Source organism: Janthinobacterium sp. TND4EL3 (assembly GCF_900156175.1).
Taxonomy (GTDB): domain Bacteria; phylum Pseudomonadota; class Gammaproteobacteria; order Burkholderiales; family Burkholderiaceae_D; genus Janthinobacterium.
Map to the genome: position 1 here is coordinate 461700 of NZ_FTMV01000003.1, position 15875 is coordinate 477574.

General features: G+C 61.9%; 16 protein-coding genes. 13 read left to right on the forward strand and 3 right to left on the reverse strand.

Annotation, left to right across the window (positions count from 1 at the left end; translation table 11 throughout):
* Window positions 1-8 precede the first annotated feature (8 nt).
* From nuoL to BXA07_RS08120, 11 genes are all read left to right on the forward strand, one after another.
* Complete coding sequence (gene nuoL, locus BXA07_RS08070; RefSeq protein WP_076567086.1) at window positions 9-2081, forward strand: NADH-quinone oxidoreductase subunit L; 2073 nt, start codon at window positions 9-11, stop codon at window positions 2079-2081.
* Between the two features lie 29 nt (window positions 2082-2110).
* A complete protein-coding gene (locus BXA07_RS08075; protein WP_076567087.1) occupies window positions 2111-3610 on the forward strand; it encodes an NADH-quinone oxidoreductase subunit M in 1500 nt (499 codons plus the stop codon).
* Window positions 3611-3626: 16 nt separating this feature from the next.
* On the forward strand, window positions 3627-5129 hold the full coding sequence (gene nuoN / locus BXA07_RS08080; protein ID WP_076567089.1) for an NADH-quinone oxidoreductase subunit NuoN: 1503 nt from the start codon (window positions 3627-3629) through the stop codon (window positions 5127-5129).
* A 3-nt stretch (window positions 5130-5132) separates the two neighbouring features.
* A complete protein-coding gene (locus BXA07_RS08085; protein ID WP_076567091.1) occupies window positions 5133-5462 on the forward strand; it encodes a DUF2818 family protein in 330 nt (109 codons plus the stop codon).
* Window positions 5463-5538: 76 nt separating this feature from the next.
* The gene (locus BXA07_RS08090; protein WP_076567093.1) at window positions 5539-6096 is read left to right on the forward strand and encodes an NUDIX domain-containing protein; all 558 of its coding nucleotides are present in this window, start codon (window positions 5539-5541) and stop codon (window positions 6094-6096) included.
* An 8-nt stretch (window positions 6097-6104) separates the two neighbouring features.
* Window positions 6105-6800, forward strand: coding sequence for a hypothetical protein (locus tag BXA07_RS08095; protein WP_076567180.1), 696 nt, complete (start codon window positions 6105-6107; stop codon window positions 6798-6800).
* 12 nt (window positions 6801-6812) lie between these two features.
* Window positions 6813-7520, forward strand: a complete 708-nt coding sequence (gene ispD, locus BXA07_RS08100) for a 2-C-methyl-D-erythritol 4-phosphate cytidylyltransferase (RefSeq protein ID WP_076567095.1) — start codon at window positions 6813-6815, stop codon at window positions 7518-7520.
* Between the two features lie 11 nt (window positions 7521-7531).
* Window positions 7532-8032, forward strand: a complete 501-nt coding sequence (gene ispF, locus BXA07_RS08105) for a 2-C-methyl-D-erythritol 2,4-cyclodiphosphate synthase (protein WP_076567096.1) — start codon at window positions 7532-7534, stop codon at window positions 8030-8032.
* Between the two features lie 210 nt (window positions 8033-8242).
* Window positions 8243-10225 carry a PKD domain-containing protein gene (locus BXA07_RS08110; protein WP_076567098.1) on the forward strand — a complete coding sequence of 661 codons (1983 nt, stop codon included), beginning with the start codon at window positions 8243-8245 and terminating at the stop codon, window positions 10223-10225.
* A gap of 56 nt (window positions 10226-10281) precedes the next feature.
* Entirely contained in the window at window positions 10282-11457 is a 1176-nt protein-coding gene (locus BXA07_RS08115) for a PQQ-dependent sugar dehydrogenase (RefSeq protein WP_076567100.1), read from the forward strand.
* A gap of 57 nt (window positions 11458-11514) precedes the next feature.
* Window positions 11515-11817: a hypothetical protein gene (locus BXA07_RS08120; protein ID WP_076567101.1), complete on the forward strand. Its 303-nt coding sequence runs from the start codon at window positions 11515-11517 to the stop codon at window positions 11815-11817.
* A gap of 3 nt (window positions 11818-11820) precedes the next feature.
* On the opposite strand, the gene BXA07_RS08125 is transcribed toward BXA07_RS08120, so the two are convergent.
* Entirely contained in the window at window positions 11821-13053 is a 1233-nt protein-coding gene (locus BXA07_RS08125) for an MFS transporter (protein ID WP_076567102.1), read from the reverse strand.
* A 97-nt stretch (window positions 13054-13150) separates the two neighbouring features.
* Here BXA07_RS08125 and BXA07_RS08130 point away from each other — a divergent pair, with 97 nt between their 5' ends.
* Window positions 13151-13771 carry a TetR/AcrR family transcriptional regulator gene (locus BXA07_RS08130; protein WP_076567103.1) on the forward strand — a complete coding sequence of 207 codons (621 nt, stop codon included), beginning with the start codon at window positions 13151-13153 and terminating at the stop codon, window positions 13769-13771.
* Window positions 13772-13789: 18 nt separating this feature from the next.
* On the opposite strand, the gene BXA07_RS08135 is transcribed toward BXA07_RS08130, so the two are convergent.
* On the reverse strand, window positions 13790-14119 hold the full coding sequence (locus BXA07_RS08135) for an MmcQ/YjbR family DNA-binding protein (protein WP_076567104.1): 330 nt from the start codon (window positions 14117-14119) through the stop codon (window positions 13790-13792).
* Window positions 14120-14643: 524 nt separating this feature from the next.
* Between BXA07_RS08135 and BXA07_RS08140 the strand changes: the two genes are divergently transcribed.
* Window positions 14644-15300, forward strand: coding sequence for a CCXG family PEP-CTERM protein (locus BXA07_RS08140; protein WP_076567182.1), 657 nt, complete (start codon window positions 14644-14646; stop codon window positions 15298-15300).
* A gap of 83 nt (window positions 15301-15383) precedes the next feature.
* On the opposite strand, the gene BXA07_RS08145 is transcribed toward BXA07_RS08140, so the two are convergent.
* Window positions 15384-15875, reverse strand: a 492-nt coding sequence (locus tag BXA07_RS08145) for an IS1595 family transposase (protein ID WP_139335468.1), incomplete at its 5' end; no start/stop codon positions are given.

Below are 15875 nucleotides of genomic sequence, written 5' to 3' on the forward strand. Positions count from 1 at the left end.
GGTTCATCATGGCGGGGCAACTCCTCAACCCTAACCTCCTTCTTGCCGTACCGCTGGCGCCGCTGGCCGGTGCCGCGATTGCAGGCTTGCTTGGCACCCAGTTCCTGGGTAATTTGGTCGGACGCAAGACGTCGCATACCGCGACGATCCTGGGCGTACTGATTGCGTTCATCCTGTCCGTGCAGACATTGCTGGCAGTGATGGATGGCGCGACATTCAATGGCACGATCTATAACTGGATGACGATCGGCACCCTGAAGATGGAAGTGGGCTTCCAGATCGATTCGCTGTCGGCGATGATGATGTGCGTGGTCACCTTCGTCTCGCTGATGGTGCATATCTACACGATCGGCTACATGAAGGACGACGAAGGCTACAACCGCTTCTTCGCCTACATCTCGCTGTTCACGTTCTCGATGTTGATGCTGGTCATGGCCAACAACTTCCTGCAGCTGTTCTTCGGCTGGGAAGCCGTGGGCCTGGTCTCTTACCTGCTGATCGGTTTCTGGTACCAGCGTCCGACGGCCATCGTGGCCAACATGAAGGCTTTCCTCGTCAACCGCGTGGGCGACTTCGGCTTCATCCTGGGCATCGGCCTGCTGCTGGCCTACGCCGGCACCATGAACTACCAGGAAGTGTTCGCCAAGAAAGACGAACTGGCGCTGCTGACGATGCCGGGCACCGACTGGGCCCTGCTGACCGTGGCCTGCATCTGCCTGTTCATCGGCGCGATGGGCAAGTCGGCGCAGTTCCCGCTGCACGTGTGGCTGCCTGACTCGATGGAAGGTCCTACCCCGATCTCGGCACTGATCCACGCCGCGACGATGGTGACGGCCGGTATCTTCATGGTCTCGCGCATGTCGCCGCTGTTCGAACTGTCCGACACGGCACTGTCCTTCATCCTGGTGATCGGCTCCATCACGGCGCTGTTCATGGGCTTCCTGGGCATCATCCAGAACGACATCAAGCGCGTTGTTGCTTATTCGACACTGTCGCAGCTGGGCTACATGACCGTCGCACTGGGTTCGTCCGCATACTCCGTGGCCGTGTTCCACCTGATGACGCACGCATTCTTCAAGGCACTGCTGTTCCTGGGCGCCGGTTCCGTCATCATCGGCATGCACCATGACCAGGACATCCGCAACATGGGCGGCCTGCGCAAGTACATGCCGATCACCTGGATCACATCCCTGATCGGTTCGCTGGCCCTGATCGGCACGCCGCTGTTCTCCGGTTTCTACTCGAAAGACAGCATCATCGAAGCCGTCGAAGCGACGCACATCTGGGGCGCTGGCTTTGCCCAGTTCGCCGTGCTCGCTGGCGTGTTCGTCACCGCCTTCTACTCGTTCCGCATGTATTTCCTCGTCTTCCACGGCAAGGAACGTTTCGGCCAGGCGCATGCCCACGGCCATGACGACCATCACGCGGCCAAGCATGATTCGGACGCGCACGATGAAGAAGACGACCACGGCCACCACGGCCTGGAGCCTGGCCAGAAGCCGCATGAATCGCCGTTCGTCGTGTGGTTCCCGCTGGTGATGCTGGCGATCCCTTCCTTGATCATCGGTTACCTGACGATCGGCCCGATGCTGCATGGCGATTTCTTCAAGGGCGTGATCTTTGTCGGCGAAAACCATCCAGCGATGGAAGAGTTGTCGCATGAATTCCACGGCGCAATGGCGATGGCGATCCACGGCCTGTCGACGGCACCGTTCTGGCTGGCATTGTCCGGCGTGGTGGCAGCCTACTACTGCTACATGGTCAACCCGCGTGTACCGGCCTGGTTCTTTGCCAAGTTCCACGCGATCCACACCCTGCTGGACAACAAGTACTACATGGACAAGTTCAATGAAGTCGTGTTCGCCGGCGGTGCCCGCTTGCTGGGTAATGGCCTGTGGAACTTCGGTGACAAGAAGCTGATCGATGGCCTGCTGGTCAACGGTAGCGCCAAGGTCGTCGCCTGGCTGTCCTCGCTGTCGCGAGTGTTGCAGACCGGCTACATCTATCACTATGCATTCGTGATGATCCTGGGCGTGCTGGGCTTCCTGATCTATTTCCTGCCATTCTGGCCCGCTAAGTAAGCTGACCTGATAAAAGAATACTGAGAACCATGATGCAGTCTACGATTTCTACACTACCTCCTTACCTGAGTCTGTCGATCTGGGTGCCGATCATTTGCGGCGTCCTGGTCCTGGCTCTCGGCCGTGACAGCAAAGCGGGCTTTACCCGCTGGCTGTCGCTGGCCGGCGCCGTGCTCAGCATGCTGTGCACCTTGCCGCTGATCCAGCATTTCGACAACGCCGCCCACGGCATGCAATTCGTCGAAAAAGCACCGTGGATTGAAACCTTCAATATCTGGTACTCGCTGGGTATTGACGGCCTGTCCCTGTGGTTCGTGCCGCTGACGGCCTTCATCACGGTCATCGTTGTCATTTCCGCATGGCAAGTGATCGAGAAGCGCATCGCCCAGTACATGGGCTCGTTTTTGATCCTGTCGGGCCTGATGATCGGCGTGTTCTGCGCGCTGGACGGCTTGCTGTTCTACTTCTTCTTTGAAGCAACCCTGATCCCGATGTTCATCATCATCGGTATCTGGGGCGGTTCGAACCGCGTGTACGCGTCGTTCAAGTTCTTCCTGTACACCTTCTTCGGTTCGCTGCTGACTCTCGTTGCCATCATCTACCTGCGCAATGTGTCGGGCACCTTCGACATCCTGGCCTGGCACGCGTTCAAGCTGACGATGAACGAGCAGATCTTCATCTTCCTGGCCTTCCTGATGGCGTTTGCCGTCAAGGTGCCGATGTTCCCGGTCCACACGTGGCTGCCGGACGTCCACGTGGAAGCGCCGACGGGCGGTTCCGCCGTGCTGGCCGCCATCATGCTGAAACTGGGCGCCTACGGCTTCCTGCGTTTTTCGCTGCCGATCACGCCGGACGCCAGCCACTACCTGTCGGGCTTCATGATCGCCTTGTCGCTGATCGCCGTCATCTACATCGGTCTGGTTGCCCTGGTGCAAACCGACATGAAAAAACTGGTCGCCTATTCGTCGATCGCGCACATGGGTTTCGTCACCCTGGGCTTCTTCATGTTCAACGACATCTCGGTGCAGGGCGGTATCGTGCAGATGGTCTCGCACGGCTTCATCTCCGGCGCGATGTTCCTGTGCATCGGCGTACTGTATGACCGCATGCATACCCGCAACATCGCCGACTACGGCGGCGTCGTGAACCGCATGCCGAAATTTGCCGCCTTCTTCGTGCTGTTCTCGATGGCCAACTGCGGTCTGCCAGCGACGTCCGGCTTCGTCGGCGAGTTCATGGTGATCCTGGGCGCGGTGAAATACAACTTCTGGATCGGTCTGCTGGCTGCAACGGCACTGATCTGGGGCGCGGCGTACTCGCTGTGGATGGCCAAGCGCGTGGTGTTCGGCAAGATCAAGAACAAGCACGTGGCCGAATTGACCGACATCAACAAACGTGAATTCTTCATGCTTGCCGTGCTGGCCATCGCCGTGCTCGTGATGGGTCTGTACCCAGCCCCGTTCACCGACACGATGCAAACTTCGGTTGCCGACCTGCTGCAGCATGTCGCCACCAGCAAGTTGCCTTAAATAGAAGACCGATAACATGACTAATGCACCTAATCTGGTACCGCTGTACGCGGAAATCTTTCTGCTGATCGCCACGTCGGCGCTCTTGCTGATCGATATGTTCTTGCCTGCGGCGAAGCGTTCGATCACTTACGTGCTGGCCTTGCTGACCCTGGCCGGCTGCGCCTTGCTGACCGTGGGCGACTTCAATGCGGGCACCACCGTCTACACGTTCCACAATATGTTCGTGTCGGACCCGATGTCGCAGTTGCTGAAACTGTTCTCGTACGGCGCCGTGGCGCTGACCCTGATCTACTCGCGTGCCTATGCCACCGACCGCAGCATGCTGTCGGGTAACCTGGGCGGCGAGTTCTACGTGCTGGCCCTGTTTGCACTGCTGGGCCAGATGATCATGATCTCGGCCAACAACTTCCTGATCATCTACCTGGGTCTGGAACTGATGTCGCTGTCGCTGTACGCACTGATCGCTCTGCGCCGTGACAATGCCAAGGCCACGGAAGCGGCCATGAAATACTTCATCCTGGGCGCACTGGCTTCCGGTTTCATGTTGTACGGTATCTCGATGCTGTACGGCGCTTCCGGCACCCTGGACCTGGGCGAATTGCGCGTGGCGCTGGAAAACGGCAAGACCAACGGCACCATCATGGTCTTCGGCCTGGTGTTCCTGGTCGCCGGCCTGGCCTTCAAACTGGGCGTCGTGCCATTCCACATGTGGGTACCTGACGTGTATCAAGGTTCGCCGACGGCCGTGACCCTGCTGCTGGGCGCGGCGCCGAAACTGGCCGCCTTCGCCATCACCCTGCGCTTGCTGGCCGAAGGCTTGCTGCCGATGGCGCATGACTGGCAGCAAATGCTGCTGGTACTGGCCGTGATGTCGCTGGCCATCGGTAACTTCACCGCCATCGCGCAAACGAATTTGAAGCGCATGCTGGCGTACTCGACCATCGCGCAAATGGGCTTCGTCCTGCTGGGCTTGCTGTCCGGTACCGTCGACGCGCCGAACAACACGCTGAACGCGGCCGGCGCAGCCACCGCCTACGGCGCCTCGATGTACTACGTCATCACCTACGTGTTCACCACCTTGGGTACCTTTGGCGTGATCATGTTGCTGGCACGTAATGGTTTCGAAGCAGACGAACTGGCCGACTTCAAGGGCCTGGGCAAACGCAGCCCGATCTTCGCGCTGGTGATGACCCTGTTCATGTTCTCGCTGGCCGGCGTGCCGCCGCTGATGGGCTTCATGGCCAAGTACTCGGTGCTGGCATCGGTATTGGCCACGGGCCAGCTGTGGCTGACCATCGCCGCCGTGCTGTTCTCGCTGATCGGCGCCTTCTACTACCTGCGCGTCGTCAAGATGATGTGGTTCGACGAGCCGAGCGACAGCAACGCACTGGTCGTGCATGGCGACATGCGCGTCGTGCTGGCCCTGAACGGCGTGTTTGTCCTGGCGCTCGGTGTGATGCCTAACAGCATCCTGGCTGCCTGCGCGACGGCCATCACCAAGACCCTGGCGTCCTGACCGATGGATGTCACCGTCTCGAGCTGGCTGGTGATCGCCCTGGGCATCGTGGGCGCCAACCTGCCTTTCCTGAACGAGAAACTGTTTGCCGCCGTGCCGCTGAAACAGGCGGCACAGGCAGACGGTGGCAAGGGCTGGCGCAAGCCGCTGGCGCTGCGCCTGCTGGAGATGGTGATTCTGTACTTCATCGTCGGCGCCGTGGCGTTTGCGCTCGAAGCGCGCATCGGCAACGCTTTCCCGCAGACGTGGGAGTTCTATGCCATCACGGGATGCCTGTTCCTGGTGCTGGCTTTCCCAGGCTTTGTGACGCGTTATCTGCGTAAACGCCGTTAGGCACCATCCTCCGAAAGCGGCGCCTCTGGCGCCGTTTTTTTTTATTGAGCATAATCAACGTATGGATACAGAACGCATGGATATGAATTTGACTGAAACCAAGGTGGACGGCGAGCTCGTCTACCAGGGCGGCTTCCTGCGCGTGCAGCGCGACCGTGTTGCACTGCCGGATGGCAAGATCACGGCGCGCGAATTCGTCCTGCATCCGGGCGCCGTCGTCATCCTGCCGCTGCTCGATGACGGCACGGTGCTGATGGAGCGCCAGTACCGCTATCCGCTGGAGCGCGTGTTCATTGAATTCCCAGCGGGCAAGATCGATGCGGGCGAGTCCCACCTGGCCTGCGCCCAGCGCGAATTGCTGGAAGAGACGGGTTACACGGCCAGCGACTGGCAATTCGTCTCCACCATCCATAACGCCATCGCGTATTCCGACGAGCACCTGGAACTGTTTTTGGCGCGCGGGCTCGTGGCCGGCGAACGCCAGCTCGACGAGGGTGAATTCCTCGAAACGTTCACGGCCACCGTGCCGCAGCTGCTCGACTGGGTCAGGGATGGCACGATCACGGACGTGAAGACCGTCATCGGCATCTTCTGGCTCGACAAGATTACCAGCGGCGCCTGGCAGCCGGCTTGATCCTGCGCATGCGCACGGCGCTTTTCCTGCTGCTGGCCTGTGTCACCTTGGGCGCACAGGCGCAGGCGCGCACGCCGTTCCAGGTGCGCTGCGAAGATACGATCAGCAAGACGGTGTCGGTGCTGACGGCGCAGCAACATGGCTATACCATCGACACGCATCTGCCGTACAAGGCCCTGACGGTAATGAAGGGCACGGCGCGCGCGAACACCTGGGTGCTGGGCCTGACGAAGACGGATTCGCGCGTGGCCATCGCCTTGGCCGGCCCCATGCTGCAAGACCCGGCCAGCGGCTATGAATGCGTGGCGCCGCAGATTTCCGTGACCCTCACGTATGCGCCCGTGGTGATCTATATCGGCCGCGAATTTGCCCCCGGCACGTGCGCGTATGATGAGATACTCGCGCATGAACTGCGGCACATGAAAACTTATATGGAACACCTGCCGCGCGTGGAAAAGACCGTGCGCGCCGCGCTGGCCCGGCGCTTCGAGGCGCGGCCCCTGTATGCGCCCAGCGGCACGGCCAAGGCGGCGCTGGCGCGCGAGATCGACACGGGCTGGTTGCCGTATATCAAGGCAGAAATGCGCAAGGTGGAAACCTTGCAGGCCGCCATTGATTCTCCGCAAGAGTATGCGCGCCTGGGCAAGGCGTGCAAGGGCGAGATCCAGAACATCCTGGCCGGCAAGGCCGCGCCGACCAACTAGACAAGGAGTGGCATGACCGCAGCATCGAACACCGTCCGTTATTTTGCCCTGATTCCCGCCGCCGGCGTGGGTGCGCGCATGGAGGCGGGCAGTCCCAAGCAATATTTGGCCATCGCCGGCAAACCCATGCTGCGCCACGCGCTCGACGCCTTTCTCGCCAGCCCGCTGATCGCGCACACCTATGTCGTCGTCAGCGCCGACGATGGCGTCATCGACACGGTGGTGCCGGAGCAGGGCGTCACTGTGCTGCGCTGCGGCGGCGCCACGCGCATGGAAACCATCCTGAACGGCTTGCAAGCCTTGCGCGGCAGCATCGATGCCCATGACCAGGTGCTGGTGCACGACGCGGCCCGCCCCGGCCTGACACCGGCGCTGATCGAAAAGCTGATTATCGAAGTCGGTGAACATGCGGCCGGCGGCTTGCTGGCCTTGCCGGTGGTCGATACAGTCAAGAAGGCAGGGCCGGGCGGCCTGTCGGTGCAGACGGTGCCGCGCGACGGCCTGTGGCTGGCGCAGACGCCGCAAATGTTCCGCTATGCGCTGCTGCACCGGGCATTATCCGCAGCGCCCGATCCGCTGGCGATCACGGACGACGCCAGCGCCGTCGAAGCGCTGGGATTGGCGCCGAAACTGGTCGAGGGCCACCCGCGCAATCTGAAGGTGACCCTGCCGCGCGACATCCACACGGCCGAGCTGTACCTGGCTAAGCCCCGCAATTGAAAGAGAACGACATGAATACAACGACTCCCGACCTGCCTTTCCGCATCGGCCAGGGCTATGACTGCCACGCGCTGGTCGAAAACCGCGACCTGATCATCGGCGGCGTGAAAATTCCCCATCACCTGGGCTTGCTGGGCCACTCCGACGCGGACGTGCTGCTGCACGCGATCACGGACGCCATCTTCGGCGCCGCCGCGCTGGGCGACATCGGCCGCCATTTCCCCGACACGGATGCGCAATTCAAGGGCGCCGATTCGCGCACCCTGCTGCGCGAAGCCGTGCGCCGCGTGCAGGCGACCGGTTATATCATCGGCAACATCGACGCCACCATCATCGCCCAGCGTCCGAAAATGGCGCCGCACATCGACGCCATGTGCGCCAACGTGGCCGCAGACCTGGGCGTATCTGTCGGCCAGGTCAATATCAAGGCCAAGACGAATGAAAAGCTGGGCTACCTGGGCCGGGAAGAGGGCATCGCGGCCGAAGCCGTGGCCCTGCTGCTGCGCGCCTGAACGTGCCTGGTAGCACCTTTTAATGATTCCTGAAAATTAATATTTCCAAAGTGGAATTTGGTGCAAATTCAACGTTATTGTCATGATAATATCTGTCCGCTTTTTCGGACGCGACAAGACGTCACCTTATAACCACGGGAAATATTGAGAGAACGGAATTATATGCGCAGTCGTATGCTGGGACCAGTCGTGCGCTGGTTGGGGGCTGGTATGTTGGCCATGGTCATGCTGGCCGGGTGTGGCGGTGGTGGGGGCGACCGTGCGGCGCCGCCGCCCGTGGCTGCCGCGCCGCAGCCTGCCATTTTGTTTGCCGGTGCCGTGTCGGCGGCCGCAGAAGGCGCCGACGCCATTGGCAGCATGGGTGGGCAGATTGAACTCGATGCCGGCGGCAGCAAGGACGCTGACGGCGGGACATTGAGTTTTGCATGGAGCGTCGTGTCCAAGCCGGCTGTCAGCAAGCTTGCCCTGACCACCGCGAATGCCGCCAAGTTAAGCTTTCAAGCTGATGCCATGGGCAGTTACGTATTCAAGGTACGCGTCAGCAACAGCAAGGGTGGTTTCGCGGAAAAGAATGCTACCGTGCTGGTCAATAATACCGTACCCAATGCCGTTACCGTTGTGCACGCCAGTTTTACGGCGGAAGCGGTGATCAAGCCGACCGTGGCCGTATCCATCGGTTCAGGTATCGTGCTGGATGCCAGCAAGAGCAGCGATCCCGATGGCGACACTGTGACGACTAGCTGGGAACTGATCGGCAAGCCTGCCGCCAGCATGGCGGCGCTGGTGCCGGGCGAGGCGAGTGCCCGCTTTGTCGTCGACGTGGCCGGCACTTACCAGGTACGTGTCCGTGGCACCGATCCCATGGGAGCGTATGGCGAAGCCGTGTATGTATTCGAGGCTGCGAACCGCTCTCCCTACAACAACGTCATTCTCGATACGGTGGCCGTCATCGATCGCGCTCAGCAAACGTCGATCGCTGGCGCACCAGTGATTGCGAGCGGCGCATTGAGCTATGACGAAACTGGTGCAGCATTGGGCTACCAGTGGATGCTGGAAAGCCGCCCGGCGGCATCTGTGGCAGCCATTGCTGCTCCAGCGCGGTCACAGCTGACATTTACCCCGGATGTGGCAGGCTCTTACGTCTTGTCGCTGACGGTGAGCAACGGCAAGGTGTCCAACACGGCGTACCTGAAATTGAATGTTCTGGCGTCGGCGCCGTCGGTGACCGCGCTGAACTTCAAGCCTGAGCATGCCCGGTATAGCCGCTCAATGGACCGCTTGGTCGTGGTGGCTGGTAATCCCGACACATTGAAGATCATTCATCCTATGACTGGTGTCACCAAGTCGGTGATGTTGCCTGCAGCCGGCAAGTCCATGAATCTGAGCACCAATGGCAAGCTGGCCGCGGTGCTGCATGAAGGTAGTGTCAGCCTAGTCGACCTGGAAGCGGCGCAGATAGTGCGCACGATGCCAACCGGCGGTGCGCACACGGAAGTGATGCTGCGCGATGATGGCATTGCCTACTTTGTTGGGCGAACTGGTGGCCAATGGGTGCGGCCGGGTGTCATGTCGTTGAACCTGATTACCGGCGCCGCGCTCACGCAGATCGATTATGCCAACGGCCAGTTTTACGGTGCCATGCAGGGTGTCTTCGTTGCCTCGAAAAACAAGGCACTGGTGATATCGGAGGGACTGAGTCCCACTGATATCAGTTACTTCACGGTTGAGCCGGTCAACGGCGCATTGCTGGACAGCGGAGATTCACCATACCATGGCGATTATGCGATGGGCGGCCCCTTGTTCCTGTCTTCTTCGGAGCAACTGGTCTTTACGGCCGACGCTACCTATTTCGACACCGATACCTTACGCTATGTCGGCAAACTCGGATTGACAGGGAAATTGCAGTCAATCAGTCAACTGGACACGCGCGGCGAAGCTCTCGTCATGCAGAAAATTTATCAATACAATACCTATCCTTTCCCTGTCTCCTATCTATCGACCTACAAACGCTTTAGCGTGGCGGGGCAGCTCCTGTCTGCCGATGCGGATATCGGTCTGCCAACGATCGGCGGACAGCCCAGCTATGGCATCAGTATTTTCCATAGCAGCAATGGTAGCCATGTAGCGCTGGTACAGACGGGTAATGCATTGGTGGACGCGCCTGGTTTGCAATACTATCTCGTGTATCGCTGATTGAAGACCCTGGCGGGTTGGCGATGCTGACCCGCCTCATCCTAAGGAGCACGCCTATGTTTTCACGTCATCCTGATCGCCGCAGTTTGCTGGCGGCCCTGGCCGTCTTTGTATTCTTTACTTCTCAGGCCCATGCCGAACTGCAAGCGACGGGCGAGCCGCCCGCCGCCAGACAGGGCTGGAAAGCCGAGACGGTGGCCGAGGGCGTGCGCCAGCCGTGGGGCATCGCCTGGCTGGGCGAGGGGCGCGCGCTGGTTACCAGTAAGCTGGGCAGCTTGCATTTGCTCAATGGCAACAAATTCGAGGATGTGGCGCTGGAAGGCATGCCCAAGGTGTTTACGGGCGGGCAGGGCGGCTTGCTCGATATCGTGCTGCACCCGCAGGATGCGGGCAAGGCGCAGCAGCGCGTCTACATGACGGTGTCGACCGGCAACAACGACGCCAATCGCACGACCCTCGTGCGCGGCGTGTTCGATGGCAAGAAGGTGACGGGCATCGAGACCCTGTTCAAGGTCGCCACGGACAAGAGCGGCGGCCAGCATTTCGGTTCGCGCCTGCTGTGGCTGCCGGATGGCAGCTTGCTGATGAGCGTGGCCGACGGCGGCAATCCGCCGCTGCGCATCGGCGACCGCCTGGCGCGCGAGCAGGCGCAGAATCTGGCCACGCACCAGGGCTCCATCCTGCGCCTGACGGAAGAGGGCAAACCGGCGCCCGGCAATCCGCTGGCAGCCAAGGGCGCCTTGCCGGAAATCTGGTCGTACGGCCACCGCAACGTGCAGGGCCTGGCGCTCGACCCCGTGTCCGGGCGCGTGTGGGCCACGGAACACGGTCCGTACGGCGGCGACGAGCTGAACCTGGTAGTGGCGGGCGGCAACTACGGCTGGCCCCTGCAAAGCTACGGCGCCGACTACAAGACGCATGAAGCCGTCGGCAAGCATGAAGTGCCCGGCATGCTCAATCCCAGCGTGGCCTGGGTGCCGTCGCCGGCGCCGTCCGGACTGGCCGTCTACACGGGCGACAAGATCGCCGCATGGCGCGGCAGCATCTTCAGCGGCGGCCTGGCGGCCAAGGATATCCGCCGCATCGCCGTCGATGCGCAGGGCAAGGTGACGGGGCAGGACCGTCTGGACATCGGCGCGCGCGTGCGCGACGTGCGCCAGGGACCGGATGGCTACCTGTACGCGCTGACGGATGAAGTCAACGGCCGCCTGCTGCGCATCGTGGCGCAGTAGCACGCCAGGCGCCCACTTCGCTTAAGATGGCGCCTTTATTTCATTCAAGGTGGCGGCATGGCCCGTGATACTTATGCATACCGGCACGTTGCCGTCGAATCGCGCGACATTCATGGCCGCGTGGAAATCCGTCCCGTGCCGGGCCAGGCTTTTTCGCCGGAACTGGCCGTGCAGTGCTCGCGCCGCCTCGTTGACCTGCAGCGCTACCCGCTGGGCAGCCGCTTCTTGCTGTTCGCCAAACTGACGGACCGCCTGGGCGGCACGCCCTTCCTGTATGCGTATCACGGCGATGCGGATGTGCCCATGACGCCGGCCGAAGTGGCGAAATTCCTCGGCGAATTCAGGCGCGGCCGCATCTGATACCTACGAGGCGATGCAGGCCGCGCCGGCCTTGGCGCTGGCCTGCGGCTTGCCGAACAGTGCAATCGTCAGCGCGCAACCGAGGGCGAACGCGCCGCCCACGACCATCGCGCTCGGTACGCCCAGCCGGTCGACGGCCATGCCGCCGAGCAATGCACCCGACGCCAGCGACACTTGCACAATCGCAACGAAAAGCGCGCTGCTGCCTTCCATCAGTTCCGGCGCCGCCTTGAACATCCACGTCTGCACGGCAATCGGCATGGCGCCGAAACCGAAGCCCCAGACGGCCACCAGCAGCATGGCCGTCAGCGCATGGCTGCCCAGCGCGGCCAGCGCCAGGGTCGATACGCCCAGCACGGCGCCCGTCACCATCAGCGCGGCCCGCTCGTGGCGCCCGGCGGCCCAGCCGCCCACCAGGTTGCCGATGAAGCCGGCGGCGCCATAGACGAGCAGCATGGCGCTGACCGTGCCCGCCGCCAGGTGCGAAATCTGCGTGAGGAAGGGCGCGATATACGTGTAGGCGGCGAACTGGCCCGTAAACAGCATGGCCGTGGCGATCAGGCCCAGCCTGGCCTTGCGGATGCCGAAGATCATCGGCAGCTGGCGCAGGCGGATGGCCTGCGTGGGCGGCAGCCTGGGCAGCAGCAATAGCTGGCCGATGAAGACCAGCACGGCGATGGCGCTGGCCGCGCCGAAGGCCACCCGCCAGCCGACCAGTTCGCCCACCAGCGCGCCGGCCGGCACGCCCGCCACCGTGCCCAGCGAGACGCCGGCAAAGATGATGGACATTGCGCGCGACGCATGCTGCGGCGCCACCAGGCGTGGCCCGATGGCGCTGCCGATGGCCCAGAAGCCGCCCACGCCCACGCCCAGCAGGGCGCGCCCCAGCAAGATCCAGCCATACGACGGCGCCAGCGCCACCAGCAGGTTCGACGCGACCAGCAAGGCGGTGAGGGCCAGCAGCACGATGCGGCGGTCCAGGCGGCCCGAGCCGACGGTGACGAAGATGGCGGCAAACGCGGCGACGATGCCGGGCGTGGTGATCATCAGCCCCGCCTGGCCCTTGCTGATGGCCAGTTCGGCCGCCATGGCCGGCAGCAGGCCGACGGGCAGGAATTCGGAGGTGACGAGGGCAAAGGCGCCGATGCCGACGGATAATACGGCCAGCCAGGGCGCCACGGTGGTATCGTCGCCGGTGGCGGCCGGAGCAGAGGGGGAAGCGGGTGGTGTTTGCATGGTGAAAATCCTGAAAGACGGGTCTAGTGTTTTTAACCGGTCGGTATATAATCAGGGCAGGCAGACAGTGTTGTCAATAAATTTTTTACCGAACGGTATGAAACAAGATAAAAAAGAGCAAGAGGGCAAGGCAAAAACGGGCCGGCCACGCACCTTCGATGCGGACGAGGCGCTCGATTGCGCCATGAAGGTGTTCTGGGAAAAGGGCTACGAGGGCAGTTCCCTGCCGGAATTGACGAAAGCCATGGGCATGAACCGGCCCAGCCTGTATGCCGTCTTCGGCAACAAGGAGCAGCTGTTCCACAAGGCGCTCGAGCGCTACAGCGATACGCGCATGCAGTTTTTCGATGCGGCGCTGGAACAGCCGACGGCGCGGCTGGTGATCGAAGCCTTGCTGACGCAGTATGTCGATGCGCAAACGATGCCCGACGGCCCGCACGGCTGCATGGGCGTGAATGCGGCGCTGGCCTGCAGCGACGATGCCTTGCCGATCCGCGATGAATTGTTTGCGCGCCGCCTGCGCGGTGAAATCAAATTGCGCGACCGCTTGCGGCGCGCCAGGGACGAGGGGGATTTGCCGGCCGATTCCTGCCCGGAACAGCAGGCGCGCTTTGTCGTGACCCTGTCGCAGGGCATGGCCATCCAGGCGGCGGCTGGCGTGTCGCGCGAGCAATTGCACCAGATGGTGGCGTTGTTGCTGCGTAACTGGCCGCTGTAGCGGGCCTTGCCGCCACGTTCAGTCTATGCTCCTGGCCAGGTCGCTCGGGGCCTTGCGCCGCCAGGCGGCCGTCAGGGCGGCGGCCAGCATGTCCAGCTCGGCGTCCGCCAGGCAGACCGTGATGCCGGCCAGGCGTTCGCCCCACCACAGTTTTTCACAGCCGGCGGGCGTGATGACGGTGGCGATATGCGCCGCTTCCGCATCGAGCAGCACATTGATGTGCTCGTCGTCGGGCAGGGTGGCAAAGATCTTCCCGCCCACGCGGAAGGCCGGACGGTCGTGGTGTTCTTCCTCGGTGGTGTCGGGAAATGACAGTGCCAGATACCGTAGTTCTTCCAGGTCGACCATTTCCTCTTTCTCCCTTATCGGACAGATAGCTGCATGTATGCATTTTGCCATGCTGTTTCACCGCGTGGTGCAGCGGCGTGCGAAAAGAAATGCGCGTGATGCGACAGTGAGAAAGCGCCCTGTGGCGCTGCCGCGACACGCCGCATGCCGCCCGCCCCGGCGCCCGGCCCCGGCATCGGCTTGGCGCATGGCGCTTTCGGCAGCCAGAAAAGTGCTTGTTAGAAAAATATCTTTCATGGTTAAAAGAAAAATACTTTTCTTGTGTGGAATTTAAGATAGAATAGCTTCAACGTCTTAGCTGACCCGTCAACCGTCTGGCTTTGTCCCGGGAACCCGACCCCTTTCCAGGACGCTTGCAGTGCCGCCATGGCACGCCGCAAGTCCGCGATCTTGCGCGGAAGTTACGCCCCCGACCGCTCATGCTTGCAATTCTGGCGCTATGCCGGCACGCCCCAATGCAGCGTGCATGCCGCTTCAGCGCCCGCCTGCCGCACCCACTGAATATTTACTTACTGGATACCTTCATGAAAAACTTGCCTAAAATTGCCTTGTCCCTGATCGCTGTCGGTGTGTTTGCCCACGCGAACGCCAGCACCATCACCGTGTCCACCGGTTTCTCGAACGCCGGCGCGCAAGCTTCCGCCGCCGCTTACCAGTCCGTGGTGAACGCCGCCGTGGCCACGCCCGGCGCCGGTTACGGTTCGACCACCATCGCCAGCTATGACAACATCAACAACAGCGGCCTGTTCGGCAGCGGCTCGAACATCGCCTTCAAATCCGTCATCAACTTCGGCGTCAGCGCGGCCGATGCGGGCGCCTGGAGCTTCCGCACCGGCGTCGACTTCGGCAAGGGCGGCGCCCTGTTCCTCGACGGCGTGGCACTGGACTTCAAGAGCAACGACATGTGGTGGGCAGGCAACTACACCAATGGCAGCCAGTTCCTCAGCGGTTCGAGCTCCTTGTCGGCAGGCAATCACACCCTGAGCATCTACGGCCTGGAAGGCTGCTGCGATGGCGGCCAGCAAGCGCAATTCAAGGCTGGCAACAATAATTTCGTCAGCTTCGGCGCCAAGGATGGCCTGATTTCGGCCGTCCCTGAGCCAACCACCTACGCCATGCTGCTGATCGGCCTGGGCTTGCTGGGCTTTACGGCGCGCCGCAAGCAGGATAGCAATTTCTAAGTTTTTGCCGCCGACATCCGCGCCCGAGGGCGCGCGATAAAAAGCCCGCCCGTCTGCAAGGATGCGGCGGGCTTTTTACATGGCTATGTCACCGTCAAGTGTGGGAACTCTCCCAGTGTTGCCTTCAATAATGTTTCTGGGGAGCGGATGCGCCCGGCGTCCAGTATCCAGCGCCATGCCAGGTAATTCGGCAGGTAGCGGCTGGCCACGCCATGGAAGATGCGCAGCCATTCCCGCAAGCGGCTGTGATACGCGTTGACGTTCTGCACGTGGGCGGCGCCCTGCACGCGGATGCCGGCACGCAAGTTGACGGCCTCGTGGCTGATGCCCGCTGCACGGGCGAAGGCGCGATAGGCGGCATGGCCGTCGGTGACCAGCAAGACGTCCTTGTCGATCACGGGTGGCAGGCAGGCATGCAGTTGCGCCTTGGTCAGCGCCCCTTTTCCCGTGACGAAATCGAGGGTTTGTCCCGTGCGGTCACGCGCCACCACGATGCAGACCTGTTCACTGGAAATGCCGCGCTGGCGGGCGTGGCCGCCCCGGCGGCGTGCCGGACGCGTCAGATGCCTGGATCC